The 18,028-nt window shown below is 60.9% G+C and carries 13 protein-coding genes and 4 tRNA genes; 14 read left to right on the top strand and 3 right to left on the bottom strand.

Translation table 11 applies throughout. From position 1 onward, the window contains the following. Positions 1–88 precede the first annotated feature (88 nt). From lon to LOKVESSMR4R_RS05830, 3 genes are all read left to right on the top strand, one after another. Positions 89–2,497 (top strand): endopeptidase La, encoded by a 2,409-nt coding sequence (lon, locus tag LOKVESSMR4R_RS05820; RefSeq protein ID WP_087212699.1) that lies wholly within the window; start codon positions 89–91, stop codon positions 2,495–2,497. 119 nt (positions 2,498–2,616) lie between these two features. Then, a complete protein-coding gene (locus LOKVESSMR4R_RS05825; RefSeq protein WP_087206712.1) occupies positions 2,617–2,937 on the top strand; it encodes an HU family DNA-binding protein in 321 nt (106 codons plus the stop codon). 13 nt (positions 2,938–2,950) lie between these two features. Then, positions 2,951–3,025, top strand: a tRNA-Val gene (locus LOKVESSMR4R_RS05830). Positions 3,026–3,099: 74 nt separating this feature from the next. Here LOKVESSMR4R_RS05830 and LOKVESSMR4R_RS05835 read toward each other — a convergent pair. After that, entirely contained in the window at positions 3,100–4,023 is a 924-nt protein-coding gene (locus tag LOKVESSMR4R_RS05835) for a class I SAM-dependent methyltransferase (RefSeq protein ID WP_237331958.1), read from the bottom strand. Positions 4,024–4,215: 192 nt separating this feature from the next. On the opposite strand from LOKVESSMR4R_RS05835, the gene LOKVESSMR4R_RS05840 reads away from it, so the two are divergent. Both LOKVESSMR4R_RS05840 and LOKVESSMR4R_RS05845 read left to right on the top strand, forming a co-directional pair. Next, positions 4,216–4,779: a histidine phosphatase family protein gene (locus tag LOKVESSMR4R_RS05840; protein ID WP_087206713.1), complete on the top strand. Its 564-nt coding sequence runs from the start codon at positions 4,216–4,218 to the stop codon at positions 4,777–4,779. 114 nt (positions 4,780–4,893) lie between these two features. Further along, positions 4,894–4,969 (top strand) — tRNA-Val (locus LOKVESSMR4R_RS05845). A gap of 61 nt (positions 4,970–5,030) precedes the next feature. Here the strand turns inward: LOKVESSMR4R_RS05845 and LOKVESSMR4R_RS05850 are convergent. Then, complete coding sequence (locus LOKVESSMR4R_RS05850) at positions 5,031–5,861, bottom strand: DUF481 domain-containing protein (RefSeq protein ID WP_087206714.1); 831 nt, start codon at positions 5,859–5,861, stop codon at positions 5,031–5,033. A 220-nt stretch (positions 5,862–6,081) separates the two neighbouring features. Between LOKVESSMR4R_RS05850 and LOKVESSMR4R_RS05855 the strand changes: the two genes are divergently transcribed. Next, positions 6,082–6,158 (top strand) — tRNA-Asp (locus LOKVESSMR4R_RS05855). 109 nt (positions 6,159–6,267) lie between these two features. Beyond that, a tRNA-Asp gene (locus LOKVESSMR4R_RS05860) sits at positions 6,268–6,344 on the top strand. A gap of 109 nt (positions 6,345–6,453) precedes the next feature. Here LOKVESSMR4R_RS05860 and LOKVESSMR4R_RS05865 read toward each other — a convergent pair. Beyond that, positions 6,454–7,833, bottom strand: coding sequence for a M20/M25/M40 family metallo-hydrolase (locus LOKVESSMR4R_RS05865; protein ID WP_087206715.1), 1,380 nt, complete (start codon positions 7,831–7,833; stop codon positions 6,454–6,456). Positions 7,834–8,106: 273 nt separating this feature from the next. On the opposite strand from LOKVESSMR4R_RS05865, the gene hemA reads away from it, so the two are divergent. The 7 genes from hemA to prfB all read left to right on the top strand — a co-directional run bounded on the left by hemA (position 8,107) and on the right by prfB (position 18,023). Beyond that, entirely contained in the window at positions 8,107–9,330 is a 1,224-nt protein-coding gene (gene hemA, locus LOKVESSMR4R_RS05870; RefSeq protein ID WP_087212702.1) for a 5-aminolevulinate synthase, read from the top strand. Between the two features lie 113 nt (positions 9,331–9,443). Beyond that, the gene (locus LOKVESSMR4R_RS05875; protein ID WP_087206716.1) at positions 9,444–10,649 is read left to right on the top strand and encodes a helix-turn-helix domain-containing protein; all 1,206 of its coding nucleotides are present in this window, start codon (positions 9,444–9,446) and stop codon (positions 10,647–10,649) included. Between the two features lie 72 nt (positions 10,650–10,721). After that, positions 10,722–11,846 carry a flavodoxin-dependent (E)-4-hydroxy-3-methylbut-2-enyl-diphosphate synthase gene (gene ispG / locus LOKVESSMR4R_RS05880; protein ID WP_087206717.1) on the top strand — a complete coding sequence of 375 codons (1,125 nt, stop codon included), beginning with the start codon at positions 10,722–10,724 and terminating at the stop codon, positions 11,844–11,846. Positions 11,847–11,891: 45 nt separating this feature from the next. Next, positions 11,892–13,037, top strand: coding sequence for a pyridoxal phosphate-dependent aminotransferase (locus tag LOKVESSMR4R_RS05885; protein WP_087206718.1), 1,146 nt, complete (start codon positions 11,892–11,894; stop codon positions 13,035–13,037). Continuing rightward, positions 13,034–14,194, top strand: a complete 1,161-nt coding sequence (locus tag LOKVESSMR4R_RS05890; RefSeq protein WP_087206719.1) for an N-acetylmuramoyl-L-alanine amidase — start codon at positions 13,034–13,036, stop codon at positions 14,192–14,194. Before LOKVESSMR4R_RS05885 ends, LOKVESSMR4R_RS05890 begins: the two co-directional genes overlap by 4 nt. 122 nt (positions 14,195–14,316) lie before the next feature. Then, positions 14,317–16,836, top strand: coding sequence for a penicillin-binding protein 1A (locus LOKVESSMR4R_RS05895; RefSeq protein ID WP_087206720.1), 2,520 nt, complete (start codon positions 14,317–14,319; stop codon positions 16,834–16,836). A gap of 62 nt (positions 16,837–16,898) precedes the next feature. Further along, entirely contained in the window at positions 16,899–18,023 is a 1,125-nt protein-coding gene (gene prfB / locus LOKVESSMR4R_RS05900) for a peptide chain release factor 2 (protein WP_087206721.1), read from the top strand. The last annotated feature ends 5 nt before the right edge of the window (positions 18,024–18,028 follow it).

An 18,028-nucleotide genomic window follows, 5' to 3' on the forward strand; every position in this document is an offset into this window, starting at 1 on the left:
GTCCGCCCCATTTGTAATGTCCAAGAGGGGACGCGCCCGGCTGCCGATCACACGGGGTTGGCGCGTTCTGCCAGAAAAGGAATATTCCATGCAAGAACCGCTGAGTTCGTCTTATCCCGTCCTGCCGTTGCGCGATATCGTCGTGTTTCCGCATATGATCGTGCCTTTGTTCGTGGGCCGCGACAAATCGGTGCGCGCATTGGAAGAGGTGATGCAGGACGACAAGCAGATCCTGCTGTCCAGCCAGATCGACCCCGGTCAGGACGACCCCGATCAGGACGGCATCTACAAATCCGGCGTGCTGGCCAATGTACTGCAACTGCTGAAACTGCCCGATGGCACCGTCAAAGTGCTGGTCGAAGGGCGCAGCCGTGTGAAGATCACGGGTTTTCTGCCCAACGACTCCTTCTTTGAAGCCAGCGCCGAATATCTGACCGAAGAAGCGGGCGATCCGACCGAGGTCGAAGCCTTGGTGCGCAATGTTGCCGCCGAATTCGAACGCTACGCCAAGGTCAAGAAAAACATCCCCGAAGAAGCCATGGCCGCCGTCAGCGACGCGACCGAACCTGCAAAGCTTGCCGATCTGGTCGCGGGCCATCTGGGCATTGAAGTGGCGCAGAAACAGGGCTTGCTGGAAACGCTGTCCGTCGCGGAACGGTTGGAAAAGGTTTACGGCATGATGCAGGGCGAAATGTCCGTCCTGCAAGTCGAGCGCAAGATCAAGACCCGCGTCAAATCGCAGATGGAACGCACCCAGCGCGAATATTATCTGAACGAACAGATGAAGGCGATCCAGAAGGAATTGGGCGACAGCGAAGACGGCCAGAACGAAGTGGCCGAACTGGAAGCCCGCATCCATGACACCAAGCTGTCCAAGGAAGCCCGCGAAAAGGTCGATGCCGAGCTGAAGAAACTCAAATCCATGTCCCCCATGTCCGCCGAGGCGACCGTGGTGCGCAATTACATGGACTGGATTCTGGGCCTGCCGTGGAACGTCAAATCGCGCACCAAGAAAGACCTGCACAAGGCGCAGGCGGTCTTGGATGCCGATCATTACGGGCTGGAAAAGGTCAAGGAACGGATCGTCGAATATCTGGCGGTGCAGCAACGCTCGGCCAAGCTCAAAGGCCCGATCATGTGTCTGGTCGGCCCTCCCGGCGTGGGGAAAACCAGCCTTGGTAAATCCGTGGCCAAGGCGACGGGGCGCGAATTCATCCGCATTTCGCTTGGCGGCGTGCGCGACGAATCCGAAATCCGGGGCCACCGGCGGACCTATATCGGGTCGATGCCTGGCAAGATCATTCAGGCGCTGAAAAAGGCGAAAACTACCAACCCGCTGATCCTGCTCGATGAAATCGACAAGATGGGGCAGGATTTCCGTGGCGATCCCGCATCGGCCATGCTCGAGGTATTGGACCCCGAACAGAACGCGACCTTCGTCGATCATTACCTAGAGGTCGAATATGACCTGTCGAACGTCATGTTCCTGACCACGGCCAATAGCTATAACATGCCGGGGCCGCTGCTGGACCGGATGGAGATCATTTCGCTTTCGGGCTATACCGAGGATGAAAAGGTCGAGATCGCCAAACAGCATCTGTTGCCCAAGGTCATGAAAAACCACGGGCTGCGCGCGCGCGAATTCAGCGTGTCCGATGATGCGCTGCTGGCGATGGTCCGCGTCTATACCCGCGAGGCGGGCGTGCGGAACATGGAACGCGAATTGGCCAAGCTCGCGCGCAAGGCCGTGACCCAGATCGTCAAGAAAGAGGCAGAGGTGATCAATGTCACCGCCGCCAACCTGTCGGATTTCCTTGGCGTGGAAAAACACCGCTTTGGTCTGGCCGAAGAAAAAGACCAGATCGGCGTGGTGACAGGTCTGGCCTGGACATCCGTGGGCGGAGAGCTTTTGAACATCGAAGCGCTGCGCCTGCCCGGCAAGGGCCGGATGAAGACGACCGGCAAGCTGGGCGATGTGATGAAGGAATCAATCGACGCAGCCTCTAGCTATGTGCGCTCTATCGCGCCGGAAATCGGGGTGAAACCGCCGAAATTCGACACGATTGATATCCATGTCCATGTCCCCGACGGGGCAACACCCAAGGACGGGCCATCGGCCGGTCTGGCGATGGTCACCTCCATCGTCTCGGTGCTGACGCAGATCCCCGTGCGCCGCGATATCGCCATGACCGGCGAAGTGTCGCTGCGCGGCAATGCGATGCCGATCGGCGGGCTCAAGGAAAAGCTGCTGGCCGCTTTGCGTGGCGGCATCACCACGGTGCTGATCCCGCAGGATAACGCCAAGGACCTGCCTGACATCCCCGACAATGTGAAGGAAGGGCTGACCATCATCCCTGTCACCCATGTGTCAGAGGTGCTGGAACATGCGCTGGTGCGCAAGCCCGAACCCATCGAATGGGACGAGGCCGCAGAAGAGGCCGCCGCAGCCGCCGCTCTCAAATCTGGCACCGCGCCAGAGGCCGCGCGCACCCATTAAGCGGCAGTCATGAATGGCAAAAGGCGCGTCCCCCTAAAGGGCGCGCCTTTTGTCGTGGCAAGCCGCTGGCATCTGGCACCAAAACCGCTACACTCGCCCTGATTGTAACAGGGCAGATCATGACACGCGAAACTTCCGTCCCCTCTCCGGCCGCCACCCCCACGCCGCTGAAAAAACCCGAACTGCTGGACCAGCTGGTCGCGCGCAGCGGGCTTCGCAAACGCGACGCCAAGCTGGCGCTGGACGCCGCTTTGGCCCTGATCGGCGAGGCGCTGGCGCGCGGCGACGACCTGATCCTGCCACCGCTGGGCAAGATCCGCCGGGTCAAGGCCAAGGATCTGGGCGCAGGCGCGCACCTGCTGACGCTGAAATTGCGCAGCAGCAAAGATGCGCGACAAAGCGGCAAAACCGGCCTTGCAAGTGACGCAGAGGACGTCTAAATCACAGCCCAGCGGGTGATTAGCTCAGTGGTAGAGCGCTTCGTTCACATCGAAGATGTCAGGAGTTCAAATCTCTTATCACCCACCATTTACCCCGTCCCTTGATGCAAACACGGTGCCTTTTTCCAGCTTTCCTTTGCCGGGCTGGTTTGTCCAGGACCTTCATGCGACAAGACGTTTGCGCAGCTTTCTGACTTTGGACGCTAATTTCGCGGGCCAGCGACGTTTGGCATAGGGGGCGGCCCCCATGTTTTCAACGACCCGGCGCAGCAGGGCTCGGCGGCGGGCATAAAAGGCGGCATCGGCCTCTGGCAGCGATGCGGCATCATCGGGCTTGCGCAAATGGACATAAAATTCCAGCCCGCGTGTCTGGCTGACCTCGACGATATCAAAACCAATCAGCCCCAGCTTGCGCAGGTCGGTCAAAAGCAATTCCAGGCTTTCGGGAAAGAACACGCTACAATGCGCGTCGCGATATGCGCCGGGCTGTGCTTTGTCGCGCTTATAGACATCATAGGCCGCTTCAAGCGCCTGATGTGGCACAAACCCGTCCGGATTGTCATGCTTGATATTGCATCCCGTATGGGTCTTGCCTTGCGCGATATACCAGGCACCCATCACCGCGCCGTCAAAAATGATCTCTGGGCTCGGCTGCTTGCGGTCTTCGTGAAATGCGGCCAGCCAATCGACCAGCCGGGTCGGCATTCTGAAGTAATCAAAACAGGCGCGGCAATCGGGCACCGCCATGCTTAACATGCCGCCGGGCTTTAACGCGGCATATGCGCCCTGCAAAAACAAAATCGGATTGGGAAGATGTTCGAAATTATGCGACGAAATGATAAAGCCGATCTGCCCTTCAAGATTTGCACCACGGACCAGATCGCCAATATGCGATGCGTCGCCCACCAAATCGACATCTTCGATCTCTGCCCGCCGCGACGGCGGAATAAAGGCGTCGGCCGCAGCATTTTGGCGTAATCTGTCGGTGTCGAAGACATCAAGGACAAGAATGTCATTCCCATCGCTCTTGCGCAGCGTCGGGTTAAAATAAGGCGCGACCTCAATGCCTTTTTGCGAAAGATCCACGTGTTTCAATATTTGATCTATCCGCGCCATTGCGATCCCTTATATGTTGTCATGCTGCACCTTTTGCGCTGTGCAACCTTGATCCCCGCGCAGCTTTGGTCAAGTCCTCGCCGCGCGGAATATTGTGCGACCCGGCGAAACGCGCTACGCGCCATTGTCGCCTGAACGCTCTTTATCCATATCGGACCAGAAATGACATTTCCCGAAATCTATATCCTGCGCCACGGTCAAACCGAATGGAATGCCGAAAACCGGATGCAGGGCGCGCTTAATTCGCCCCTGACACCCAAAGGCGAGGCTGACGCGGCACGGCAGGGCCGCATTCTCGCCCAGCGCGATTTGACAGGTTTCGAGTTCTGGTGCAGCCCGCAGGGGCGCGCCGTGCAAACGGCGGGTATCGCGCTTGGGCGGATCGCGGCGCATATCCGCACCGATGACCGGCTGCGCGAAATCGGCGTCGGCGATTGGGCGGGGCTGCTGCGCGATACGCTGCCCATGCCGGACGGGCCCGATCCGGTCGCCGCGCAATATGCCATGGCCCCGAACGGCGAGGGTTTCACCGCGCTCGAGACGCGCTGCAAGGCATTCTTGGCCGAACTGACAGCGCCTGCCGTCCTGGTCACCCATGGCATCACCAGCCGCGTGTTGCGGCGCATCCTTGCGGGGGATGGCGCGATAGCAGTGGCCACAGCGCATGGCGGGCAGGGGCGGGTCTATCACATCAAGGACGGCATCCAGCAGCTTTTGGAGCCGTGACCAAGGCCGCCCAGCACCCCCTCATCTTCCGAGCATAAATATCCTCGGGGTCCGGGGGCGAGCCCCCGGCCACCACTTGCATCACGCGCCGCGATATCCTAAAGCAGCGCCAGCGGGTGATTAGCTCAGTTGGTAGAGCGCTTCCTTTACACGGAAGATGTCGGGAGTTCGAGCCTCTCATCACCCACCACCTGCCCGGCATGCAAAAGACAAAAGCACCGCGCATCGGAACACGGCGCTTTGGTGCTGGCCTAGTTCAGGCTGTAAACCATCGAGATCCCAAAGGAATTGTCGGTATCGTCAAAACCCGGCTCGGGGTCGGTGTGATATTCGCTCAACAGGCTTGTGCGCAAGGCCAAGGTCTCGCTGACAGAGACGCTGATGGCCAGATCATTATAGACCACGGTATCTGATTCCGACGCGATGACATCCGTGTCATTGGTCAGCATGGTCGTGGGTGTCAGGCGGATCGCATAATTCGACCCGATCCCAAGGGCCGCTTCGCTGATATCGCCCGATGTCACATCGTTGAACTCGGCAAAGCGATAGCCGGGACCAGCCTGGATCGACCATTGGTGGCCGGCGTCGTTCAGAATGCGATAGCCCGCGCCAAAGCTTGCGAATGTATCGGTCTCAAAGGATGAAAATTCATCGACAGAGCCTTGCACCTTGGCAAAACCATAAAGCCGGGGCGACAGATCGCGGGTATATTCCAAGCCGTAGAACAGGCTTTCCTCGTCGGTGACGCCATCGGATTCGCCAAACGTATAGCTCAGCAGCAATTGGTATCCGTTCACGCCCTGCACATAATTCAGGTCGGCCCCGATCCCGATACTGGCATTGTCGGTATTGCCGGAATTGAATTCACCGCGCGCGGCGATGGACCCGGTGAATCCCTGTGGGCGGCCTTCATTGCCGAAACGGTCAAGGTCGCGGTCAGCGTCATCCTCGATATCCTCGACCAGATCCTCGAATTGATCCTCGGCGACATTGGTGCCGGAAAACACTGTCTGGCTCATGGCCGTCGTGCCGATGGATGTGATGATGGCTGCACCGATCAACGGGCGGAAATCGCATTTCATTGGGTCTCTCCATTCTGTCGCAGCGCCATGCTGCTGTTGGGTAGAACTGGCTCTACGGTGCCTTAACCATCCAGAGGCGAAGTTGTTTCAAAGTTTCGGCGCGATCCCGGTTTTGGTCCCTGGCGCGAGATATTTTCAGCCAAGCCGTAAGACCGCTTGACGAGGCCCGCAGCCGCACTTAGAAGCACCCCACCAGCAGCAATGCTGGGAATGCAGATGCGCGGTTGTAGCTCAGTTGGTTAGAGTACCGGCCTGTCACGCCGGGGGTCGCGGGTTCGAGCCCCGTCAACCGCGCCACTGCTTTTCTCTTGGAAAACACGATACGAAACGCCGCGCTGAAAAGCGCGGCTCTCGGTCGTTTTGCCGTTGACGCCCGCCGCGCCCGCGACTATTGCGCCGCTACTGCGCGGTTGTAGCTCAGTCGGTTAGAGTACCGGCCTGTCACGCCGGGGGTCGCGGGTTCGAGCCCCGTCAACCGCGCCAGTCCACCCACATCACAATGCCGCCGCCGCAGGCAAAAATATTCGCCGAATATTTTTGGCAAAGCGAAAGATTTTTGACAAAAATCTTTCGCCCCCACCGCCGCACCTGGTCAGGCGGCTTGTGTCATCGCATGCAGAATGCGGGCCCAGGACCGGATACCTTTGTGAAAGGATGACAGGTCATATTTCTCGTTCGGCGAATGGATCTGGTCGTCATCCTTGCCAAAGCCGATCAGCATGGCGTCCATCTGCAAGATATCCTTGAAATAGGCCGCTATCGGGATCGACCCGCCGCAGCCCACATAGGCGGCCGCATGGGGCCATTCGTCGGATAGTGCTTTGCGTGCCTGGTCAAAGGCGGGATGGGTTGTCGTCATCTGACCGGCCGCACTGGCGCCGTGGGGCGCAAAACTGACGCTGCAATCGGCGGGGATCATGTCCTGCACCTGTCTGCGAAATGCCGCGCGGATCGCCAGCGGGTCCTGCGTGCCGACCAGGCGGAATGAAATCTTGGCATGGGCCTGTGACGGCAGCACGGTCTTGAACCCGTCGCCGGTATAGCCCGACCACATGCCATTCACTTCGCAGGTCGGGCGCGACCAGATCATTTCCAGCGGACGCCGGCCTTTTTCGCCAGCGGGAATCGCCAGGCCAACCTCGCCCAGGAATGCCGTTTCGTCGAATCGCAGATCGTCCCAGGCAGCGGCCAGCTCGTTGGATAATTCGGGCACGCCGTCATAGAAACCGGGCAGGGTGACGCGCCCGTCTGCGTCATGCAGCGCGGCGATGACGCGGGCCAGCACGCGGGCGGGGTTCATCGCCAGCCCGCCATACATGCCCGAATGCAAATCCTTGCTGGGGCCGGTGATCGTGATTTCCTCGCCCAGCAGGCCGCGCAGCTGGGTGATGATGGCGGGGGTCGCATCGCCGTAAAGCCCCGTGTCGCAGATCAGCGCGATATCGGCTGTCAGTTCCTTGGCATTTTCTTGCATGAAGGGCACCAGCGAGGGCGAGCCTGATTCCTCTTCGCCCTCGAAAAACAGCGTGATATTGGCGGGCAGCGATCCATGCACCGCGATCCAGGCGCGGCAGGCCTCGACAAAGGTCATCAGCTGGCCCTTGTCATCAGATGTGCCACGGCCGCGGATCACCTTGCCCTTTGGCGTGTCTTCTACCTGCGGATCAAACGGATCGCGGTCCCACAGATGCAAAGGATCGACCGGCTGCACATCGTAATGACCATAAAACAGCACATGCGGGCCGTCGCCGCCTGCATGGGCCACGACCATCGGGTGACCCGGCGTCGGGCGTTTGGACGCGGCGAATCCCATCGCCGCAAGATCCGCCACCAGCCAATCCGCCGCCAGATCGCAATCGGCCTGATAGGCAGGGTCCGTGGAAATCGACGGGATGCGCAACAATTCCTGCAGGCGCGCGACAGCCTGCGGCAAATCAGCATCAATGCGGTCAAGAACGGGGGCGAGGGACATGGGAACAGCCTTTCTTTGGATCTGTGCCGCAAGGTTGTCCCGATCACAGCGCAGGTCAATGGCCGAGATCGCGTTGCCCTGTTGGACAAATCGCCCGGGCTGTCGTTTATTGATCCAGATCAGGGTCCGCCCCCGCCGCGCGGCCTAGGGTCAAACCAATGAGGGGCGACAGTTTGTAGCGTCTTGTCCGGGCGGTTTCTGCCCTATATGCAGTTTAGAACGATTCAAGGCATGCCCAAGGCGGCGCCCTGACACGACAAGAAGGACGGATTGGTGGATTATAACGCCCAATTGGATACCGCGATCAACCGCTTGCACGACGAAGGCCGCTACCGCACCTTTATTGATATCGAGCGTAAACGTGGTCAGTTCCCCCATGCGACATGGATGAAACCTGACGGATCCGAAATGCCTGTCACCGTCTGGTGCGGCAATGATTACCTGGGCATGGGACAGCACCCCGTCGTGCTGGCCGCGATGCATGAGGCGATCGAGGCGACCGGCGCAGGGTCGGGGGGCACGCGCAATATCTCTGGCACCACAATCTATCACAAACGGCTCGAGGCTGAACTGGCCGATCTGCATGGCAAGGGCGCAGCGCTGTTGTTCACCAGCGCCTATATCGCCAATGATGCGACGCTCAGCACGCTGCCGAAATTGTTTCCCGGTCTGATCATCTATTCCGACGCGCTGAACCATGCGTCGATGATCGAAGGTGTGCGCCGCAATGGCGGGGCCAAGCGGATTTTCCGCCATAATGACGTGGCCCATCTGCGCGCATTGCTGGAAGCCGATGATCCGGCCGCGCCGAAACTGATCGCATTCGAATCGATCTATTCAATGGATGGCGATTTCGGGCCGATTGCGGCCTTTTGCGATCTGGCCGAAGAATTCGGCGCGCTGACCTATTGCGACGAGGTCCATGCCGTCGGCATGTATGGCCCGCGCGGGGCAGGGGTGGCGGAACGCGACGGGCTGATGCACCGTATCGATATTATCAACGGCACGCTGGCCAAGGCTTATGGCGTGATGGGCGGCTATATCGCAGCCTCGCCCAAGATGTGCGATGCCGTGCGGTCCTATGCGCCGGGGTTCATCTTTACCACCAGCCTGCCCCCTGCGGTGGCGGCGGCGGCGGCGGCCTCGGTGGCGCATCTGAAAACAGATCAGGCGCTGCGCGACAGCCACCAGACACAGGCGAAGATCCTCAAATTGCGGCTGAAGGGGCTGGGCCTGCCGATCATCGATCATGGCAGCCATATCGTGCCGCTGATCGTGGGCGATCCCAAACACACCAAAAAGTTGTCTGACATGCTGCTGTCCGAATTCGGAATCTATGTGCAGCCGATCAATTTCCCCACCGTGCCACGCGGCACCGAACGGCTGCGTTTTACGCCTTCTCCGGTGCATGGGCCGCGTGAAATGAATGCACTTGTCGGCGCCTTGGACGGTTTATGGTCGCATTGCGCCTTGAACCGGGCCGAATTGGCGGGTTGACGCCTATTGCCGATGTGCATCCGTAAGGTTGATATGCTAAGGTTTTCCAAGGCGTTGCCAACCGGTTGATTCGGTCGGTCGCGCCCAGGGGGCGTAGAGCGGCGGGACAGTCGATGATGGGAAAGACCTTCAGGCGTGCCAGCGCGGCGGTGGACGTTCAAACCAAAGGGTTTGACGACTACGACCTGCGTCTTGGTGATATCATGCGCGGTGAACGCGCGACCCTTGGCAAAAGCCTGTTGGATATCCAGCGCGAATTGAAGATCAAGGCCGCCTATATCGCGGCAATCGAAAACGCGGACCCCTCTGCCTTTGATACGCCTGGTTTTATCGCAGGCTATGTGCGGTCCTATGCGCGCTATCTGGGGATGGACCCGGATGAGGCCTTTGCCTCTTTTTGCAAGGAAAGCGGTTTTGTCACCGCCCATGGCATGTCCGAACAGGCCTCTTCCTTGAAAAACCGGGTGGCTGATACCAGCCGCGCGCCGGCGGGCAAGGATATCTTTTTATCCTCGCGCACGCCTTTCATCCCGGCAAGAGAATCGCTTTTCGCGCAGATGGAATTGCGCGCAATCGGGTCGTTTGTTGTGCTGGCGACATTGATCGCGGGGCTGGGCTATGGCGGTTGGACCGTCTTGCAAGAGGTGCAGCGCGTGCAATTCGCGCCGGTGGAACAGGCCCCCGTGGTGGTGTCCGACCTTGACCCGCTGGCCGGTGGCGCCAATCGTGTCACGATGGGGGATGCGCTGGCCAATGTGACGCTGCCATCACCGGATGCGCTGGACCGGCTGTATCGGCCGCAGGCGCTGGATGTGCCGGTCATGGTTGCCCGCGACACGCCGATTGCGACGCTGACGCCGCGGATGATCGGCGCGCTTGTGCCCGAACCGCAGGCCCCGGATAGCGCCTTTGTGCTGGCTGATATGGCGGGTGATCTGCCCGAGGCCCTGCCAACCCCCAGTATCCAGGTCGTCGAACCGCCGGTGCCGCAGGTGCAATTGGTCGCGGCCCGTCCGGCATGGGTCCGGGTGCAGGCGGCGGATGGGGTTGTCCTGTTCGAGGGGATCATGGAACCGGGCCAGAATTTCGTGCTGCCCGCGACCGAAGAACCCGCCACGCTGCGCGTTGGCGAAAGCGGGGCGATGTATTTCGCGGTCAATGGCCAGCATTACGGCCCGGTTGGCGACCGCGGCGTTGTCACCTCCAACGTGGTTCTGTCGGCCGATAGCCTGACATCGCGCTATGCGCTGGCCGATCCTGCCCGCGATGCCGACCTGGCCGAGATCATCCGCGTCGCCATGGCGGTGACAGACCAATAGCCGCAGCCGCTTGCCGATGGCGGCGCGGGCGCTTAGGTTGCGGGTGAACGCCAGCCTCGTGAAAGCGATCCGATGTCTTTGAACCACATCCGCCCCTGGCGGAACATCTACCGCCGCAAATCCCGTCAGATCATGGTCGGCAATGTGCCGGTTGGTGGCGATGCGCCGATCTCGGTGCAGACCATGACCAACACGCTGACCACCGATATCAAGGGCACGATCGCGCAGGTGCAGGCCGCCGCCGATGCCGGTGCCGATATCGTGCGGGTCTCAGTCCCCGATGAAGCATCATCCAAGGCGCTGCGCGAGATCGTGCGCAATGTCTCTGTGCCGATCGTGGCCGATATCCATTTCCACTATAAACGCGGGATCGAGGCCGCCGAGGCGGGTGCCGCCTGTCTGCGCATCAACCCCGGCAATATCGGTGACGAAAAGCGCGTCAAAGAGGTGATCAAAGCCGCGCGCGACCATAATTGTTCGATACGGATCGGCGTGAATGCGGGATCGCTGGAAAAGCACCTGCTGGATAAATACGGCGAGCCTTGCCCCGATGCCATGGTCGAAAGCGGGCTGGATCATATCAAGATCCTGCAGGACAACGATTTCCACGAATTCAAGATTTCCTGCAAAGCGTCTGACGTGTTCATGGCCGCCGCCGCCTATCAGCAATTGGCCGAGGCGACCGACGCGCCGATCCATCTGGGGATAACCGAGGCGGGCGGCCTGATCAGCGGCACCGTGAAATCCGCCATCGGCATGGGCAACCTTCTCTGGATGGGGATCGGCGATACGATCCGCGTCAGCCTGTCCGCCGATCCGGTGGAAGAGGTCAAGATGGGGTTCGAGATCCTCAAATCTTTGGGCCTGCGTCATCGCGGGGTGAATATCATCTCTTGCCCGTCCTGCGCGCGCCAAGGGTTCGACGTGATCAAGACCGTCGAGGCGCTGGAAAAGCGGCTGGAACATATCAAGACGCCAATGTCGTTGTCGATCATCGGCTGTGTGGTGAATGGTCCGGGCGAGGCGCTGATGACCGATGTCGGTTTCACCGGCGGCGGGGCGGGGTCGGGCATGGTCTATCTGGCGGGCAAGCAAAGCCACAAACAATCCAATGCCGATATGATCGACCATATCGTCGAACAGGTCGAACGCAAGGCCGCTGAAATCGAAGCCAAGGGCGATCTGGCCGCCGAGTAGGGTGGATCCTGATCCACCTTACGACAGATTATCAAGAGGCAGCAGATGCGACATGCAACCCGCGGCGACGTGGACCCTTTCATCGTCATGGATGTGATGGAAGCCGCCCGTCAGGCCGAGGCCGCAGGCCGCCATATCATCCATATGGAAGTCGGCCAGCCCGGCACCGGCGCGCCTGCCGCTGCGCGCGCCAAACTGGTCGCGGATATGGCCGATCCTTTGGGCTATACCGTCGGCCTTGGCCTGCCTGATCTGCGCGCGCGCATCGCGCGCCATTACGCCGATTGGTACGGGCTGGACCTTGATCCCGCGCGCGTGGTCATCACCTCGGGCGCATCCGGGGCGTTTTTGCTGGCGTTTTCGGCGCTGTTCGACAATGGCGAAAGGGTGGGGCTGGGCACGCCGTGTTATCCATCCTACCGCCAGATCCTGCGCGCCATGGGGCTGACGCCGGTCGATATTCCGACCGATCTGGCCGACAGGTTCCAGCCGCAGCCGCAGCATGTGGCCCAGCATGATCTGGCCGGGCTGATCGTCGCCTCGCCTGCCAACCCCACCGGCACGATGCTGGATAAACCCCAGCTTGCCGCCTTGGCCGCGGCCTGCGCCGCGCGCGATGCTGCGCTGATCTCGGATGAAATTTACCACGGGATCGATTATGATCTGCGACCTGTATCGGCGCTGGAGGTCACGGACGAGGTCTATGTCGTCAATTCCTTTTCGAAATACTTTTCCATGACCGGCTGGCGCGTCGGCTGGATGGTGGTGCCGGATGACCATATCCGCCGGGTCGAGCGTTTGGCGCAGAATATGTTCATCTGCGCGCCCCATGCCGCACAGCGCCTTGCGCTGCATGCGATGGATTGCGCGCCGGAACTGGGTGCCAATAAGGCGGTCTATGCCGCCAACCGTGCGTTGATGATGGATGGTTTGCGCGCGGCGGGGCTGGGGGCTTTTGCGCCGCCGGACGGGGCGTTCTACATCTATGTCGATGTCTCGGCCCATACCGACGACGCCCGCGCCTTTGCCGCCGAGATCCTGGATCAGGCAGGTGTGGCCGTGACACCGGGGCTGGATTTCGATGCCGCGCGCGGGCATCACTGGCTGCGGTTTTCCTATGCGCGCAGCACGGCCGATATCACCGAAGGGCTGGAACGGATCGCGCGGTTCATGCAGAGCCGCCGCGCATGATCCGCTGGTTTGTGCTGTGCTGCCTCTTGGCCACAAGTGCCGGCGCACAGGCGCGGTTCGACCCCGAAAGATCCGAGATCCGCGATGGCTGGCGGTCGGTGCAGATCACGCTGGGCCTGTCCGACATCGTGCCTTACCGGATATTTACGCTGGATGACCCTCGTCGCCTTGTGCTGGATTTTCAGGGGCTGGACAGTGGCGGGATCAATGCGCAGGCGATCAATACGGCCCGCCGCGTGACGGATATCCGCTTTGGCCCCTACCGGCCCGGCTGGACGCGGATGGTGCTGGATCTTGCCGAACCGCTGACCCTGGCCGAGGCTGAAATGACCCGCGATGGGCAAACGGCCTGGCTGCATCTGCGGCTGACCCGCACCAGCCCCGCCGATTTTGCCGCCGCCGCCGGTGCGCCGCCTGATCCGGGCTGGGATGCGCTGAGCGCGCAGGCGCTGCGCGGGCTGGACCAGCACCCACAGGACAGCTTTGTCGTCGTGCTTGACCCCGGCCATGGCGGTATCGACCCCGGTGCCCAACGTGGCGGGATCACAGAGGCGCATCTGATGCTGGAATTTGCCGCCGAAATCGCGGCCCGCCTGCGCGCGCAAGACGGGGTGGCGGTGGTCATGACCCGCGAGGCAGATGTCTTTGTCCCGCTGTTCACCCGGATGAGCATCGCGCGCGGGGCGGGGGCGGATCTGTTCATCTCGCTGCATGCCGATGCGCTGGAACAGGATGATGCCTGGGGCGCCTCGGTCTATACTTTGTCCGAGGACAGCGACGATATCGCCATGCAGCGCTTGGTTGAACGCCATGAACGCGGCGATCTGCTGGCGGGGGTCGATCTGTCGGCCACCGGCGACAGGGTGACCGGCGTGCTGATGGACCTTGCACGGCAATCCACCGGCCCGCGCGCCGCCGCTTTCGCGGATCAGCTGATCGCGCAGATGCAGGCGCAGGGCGTGCGGCTGAATGCCAAGCCGCGCCGCATGGGGCGGTTTTCGGTGCTGCTGGCCGCCGATTTCCCAAGCGTGCTGATCGAGGCGGGGTTTTTGTCAAATACGCAGGACCGCCAGATCCTGACCGACCCGCAAAGCCGTGCGCGGCTGGTGACTGCAATCGCCGCGGCGGTTGCGCAATACCGCAGCGACATGCCCTAGCGCGGATCAGGCGATTGTGATGTCCCGCACCCGCACTTGCCGCTTGACGGGCATTTGCGGTTTTGACCCCCACGCAGCCAGCGCGTATAAGCGCACGGAATCCTGAAAGGAACAACCGCCCCGTGTTGCGCTTCATCTTCTCATTCTTCGGTGGCATTTTCACCTTTTTGACGATGGGTCTGGTGATGGCCGCGCTTGGCCTTGGCGGGGTGATTTTTCTATACGGCCGTGATCTGCCCAGCTATGAGACCCTGTCGCAATACACGCCCAAAACAATCAGCCGGATCTATTCGCGCGAAGGCCGCATCATCGACGAATTCGCCGTCGAACGCCGCCTGTTCACCCCGGCCGAGGATATTCCCGATCTGGTCAAACAGGCGTTCATTTCCGCGGAAGACAAGAATTTCTATACCCACCAAGGCTTTGACGCGACCAGCATGCTGTCGGCCGTGGTCGACGCCGTGCAATCGCGCGGCGAAGACCTGCGCGGCGCGTCCACGATCACCCAGCAGGTGATGAAGAACTTTCTGCTCGACGGGTCACGGTCGGTGGAACGCAAGATCAAGGAAATCATCCTTGCCGTGCGGATCGAACAGGCGATGTCCAAGGAACGTATCCTCGAGCTGTATTTGAACGAGATTTTCCTGGGCCAGAATTCCTTTGGCGTCACCGCCGCGGCGCTGACCTATTTCAACAAACCGCTGACCGACCTGACCGCGGGCGAGGCGGCCTATCTGGCGTCCTTGCCCAAATCGCCCAGCAACCGCCATCCAGTGCGCGACCAAGAGGCGGCGATTTTCTGGCGCGACAATACCCTGCGGCTGATGCACCAGAACGGTTATATCGACGATATCACGCTGGCAGTGGAAACCGGATCACCGCTGCGCACCGTGCAGGGCGGCGATTATCCCGATTTCCGCACGACCCTGCCGGACCGCGATTATTTCACCGATGAAATCCGCCGCCAGCTGAGCCAGGATTTCGGGCAGGAAGAATTCTTTTCGGGGGGCCTGTCGATCCGGGCCACGGTGGATCCCGAATTGCAAAGCATCGCCGCGCAATCGCTGCAACAGGCGCTGGAAGATTTTGACCGCAATACCGGCATCTGGCGCGGCACCGGCCTGACCATCGCGCAGGACGCCTTGGCAGAGGAAGCCGAATGGCGCGCGGCCTTGCGCGCGACCGATCTGCCGCGCGACGTGATGCTGGGGGGGCAATGGCACCCGGCCGTGGTGCTGGCGGTGGCTGAAAACAGCCTGCGCATCGGGATCGAAGGCCTGCCCGCCTCTGAAACCGAACCCCATGTCGTGCCGCGCCGGGATATTGACTGGATGCGCGGCAATTTCTTTGACAATTTCACCCCCGGCGATGTGGTCCATGTCCGGCGCGTCGTGCAGGACAGCGACGGCAGCTTTCTGCGCTGGAGCCTGCGGCAGGTGCCAGAGGTGCAGGGCGCCTTTATGGCGATGGATGTCGATACCGGCCGCGTGATCGCGATGCAGGGCGGGTTCAGCTATCAGGCCTCGGTCTTTAACCGCGCGACACAGGCGCAACGCCAGCCCGGATCCTCGTTCAAGCCTTTCGTTTATGCGACTGCGCTGGACAGCGGCTATTCGCCCGCGACCATCGTCGTTGATGCGCCGATCGAGATCATGACCCCGCAGGGGCTGTGGCGGCCGACCAATGCGTCCAACCAGTTTTACGGGCCGACACCCTTGCGCACCGGGATCGAGCGGTCGCGCAACCTGATGACGGTCCGTCTGGCGCAAGAGGTCGGGATCGAGCGTGTCGCCGAATATGCCGAACGCTTTGGCGTCTATGACCGGATGAACCCGGTGCTCGCGGCCTCGCTGGGATCGGATGAAACGACATTGTTCAAGATGGTTGCCGCCTATGCGATGTTCGCCAATGGCGGCGAAAGGGTGGCACCCACGCTGGTGGACCGGGTGCAAGACCGTTTCGGCAATACCGTTTATCTGCATGACAGCCGGCAATGCCCCGATTGCGCCAATCTCAGCTTGCCCGCGGGGCAGGCGCCGCAGATCATCTCGAACCGCACCCGCGTGATGAACGAGGTCACCGCCTATCAGCTGACATCCATGATGCAGGGCGTGGTGGACCGCGGCACGGCCTCTGGCTCGGTCAACCTGCCTGCGCAGATCGCGGGCAAGACCGGCACCACCAATGACAGCAAGGATGTCTGGTTCGTGGGCTTTTCATCCAATATCGTGGCGGGCTGTTATATCGGCTATGACAATCCGCGCAGTCTGGGCCGGGGGGCCTCGGGGGGGGGCATGTGCGGGCCGGTGTTCAACCGCTTCATGGCGGCGGCGATCGACACCTATGGCGCGCCACCTTTCACGATCCCCGATCAATGCCAATTCATCAAGATCGACCGGTTCAGCGGCGCGCGCCTGCCCGATGAGGCGATGGGCGACAATGTCGTGTCGGAATGTTTCCGCGCGGGCGAAGAGCCGATCTTTGGCATCATGTATGACGGCGGTTTCGCCATGGCCGCCGATCTGCCGCTTTATGACGAAGTCCCGCGCAGCCAGCGCGAAGTCACCACCTCGACCGGCGACACCGCCATCGTGGGCGAGCGCGCGACCTTTGGCACTTTGTCCACCGGCGGTCTCTACTGACCGCCTTGCCGCTGGGCTGTGCGGGTTGTAAGACCCCCTAAACCAATCTGAACGGGTGTCCCATGCGCGCTGAAACGCAGAATAATGTCGATGCGATCCAGAAATCGCTGAACCTGCTGGCGCAGCGGATGGATTATGACACCGCGCGCTACCGGTTGGAAGAATTCGACGCCCGCGTCGAGGACCCGACCCTGTGGGACGACCCCGAAGCCGCGCAGAAACTGATGCGCGACCGGCAGGTGCTGGTCGATACGCTGGCGATGCATGATGCGATCAAACAGGAACTGGCCGATAATATCGAATTGATCGAGATGGGCGAGATCGAAGACGATGCCGATATCGTCACCGAGGCGGAAGAGGCGCTCAAAGCCTTGCGCGAAAAGGCCGCGCAAAAGGAACTCGAAGCGCTGCTGGACGGCGAGGCCGATGCCAATGACACGTTCCTAGAGGTCAACGCCGGTGCGGGCGGCACCGAAAGCTGTGACTGGGCCAATATGCTGGCGCGGATGTATGTCCGCTGGGCCGAGAAAAAGGGCTACAAGGTCGAATTGCAATCCATGCAATCGGGCGATGAGGCGGGGATCAAATCCGTCACCTATAAGATCATGGGCCATAACGCCTATGGCTGGCTGAAATCCGAAAGCGGCGTGCACCGGCTGGTGCGCATCTCGCCTTTCGATTCAGCCGCGAAACGGCATACGTCTTTTACATCGGTCAAGGTCTATCCCGTCGTCGACGACAATATCGAAATCGAGGTGAACCCCAGCGATATCCGGCTGGATACCTATCGGTCATCGGGGGCAGGCGGCCAGCACGTCAACACCACCGATTCCGCCGTGCGGATCACCCATTTCCCGACCGGTATCGTGGTGACCAGTTCGGAAAAATCCCAGCACCAGAACCGCGATATCGCGATGAAAGCGCTGAAATCGCGGCTTTACCAGATGGAGCTCGACAAACGGTCGGCACTGGTCAACGAGGCGCATGAAAACGCCGGCGATGCGGGCTGGGGCAACCAGATCCGGTCCTATGTGCTGCAACCCTATCAGATGGTCAAAGACCTGCGCACCGGGTTCGAGACATCGGATACCAAAGGCGTGCTTGACGGTGATCTGGACGGGCTGATGGGGGCGACGCTGGCGTTGGATATGTCGGGCAAAGGCCGCGAGGCGGCAAACGCGGATTGATCCCG

Source organism: Yoonia vestfoldensis, from assembly GCF_002158905.1.
GTDB lineage: Bacteria > Pseudomonadota > Alphaproteobacteria > Rhodobacterales > Rhodobacteraceae > Yoonia > Yoonia vestfoldensis_B.

Coding starts and splice junctions, on each gene's coding strand:
- LOKVESSMR4R_RS05850 (WP_087206714.1), bottom strand. CDS start 5,861: ATGAAATGCGATTTCCGCCCGTTGATCGGTGCAGCCATCATCACATCC.
- LOKVESSMR4R_RS05875 (WP_087206716.1), top strand. CDS start 9,444: ATGATGGGAAAGACCTTCAGGCGTGCCAGCGCGGCGGTGGACGTTCAA.
- LOKVESSMR4R_RS05840 (WP_087206713.1), top strand. CDS start 4,216: ATGACATTTCCCGAAATCTATATCCTGCGCCACGGTCAAACCGAATGG.
- LOKVESSMR4R_RS05890 (WP_087206719.1), top strand. CDS start 13,034: ATGATCCGCTGGTTTGTGCTGTGCTGCCTCTTGGCCACAAGTGCCGGC.
- prfB (WP_087206721.1), top strand. CDS start 16,899: ATGCGCGCTGAAACGCAGAATAATGTCGATGCGATCCAGAAATCGCTG.
- LOKVESSMR4R_RS05825 (WP_087206712.1), top strand. CDS start 2,617: ATGACACGCGAAACTTCCGTCCCCTCTCCGGCCGCCACCCCCACGCCG.
- LOKVESSMR4R_RS05885 (WP_087206718.1), top strand. CDS start 11,892: ATGCGACATGCAACCCGCGGCGACGTGGACCCTTTCATCGTCATGGAT.
- lon (WP_087212699.1), top strand. CDS start 89: ATGCAAGAACCGCTGAGTTCGTCTTATCCCGTCCTGCCGTTGCGCGAT.
- LOKVESSMR4R_RS05865 (WP_087206715.1), bottom strand. CDS start 7,833: ATGTCCCTCGCCCCCGTTCTTGACCGCATTGATGCTGATTTGCCGCAG.
- ispG (WP_087206717.1), top strand. CDS start 10,722: ATGTCTTTGAACCACATCCGCCCCTGGCGGAACATCTACCGCCGCAAA.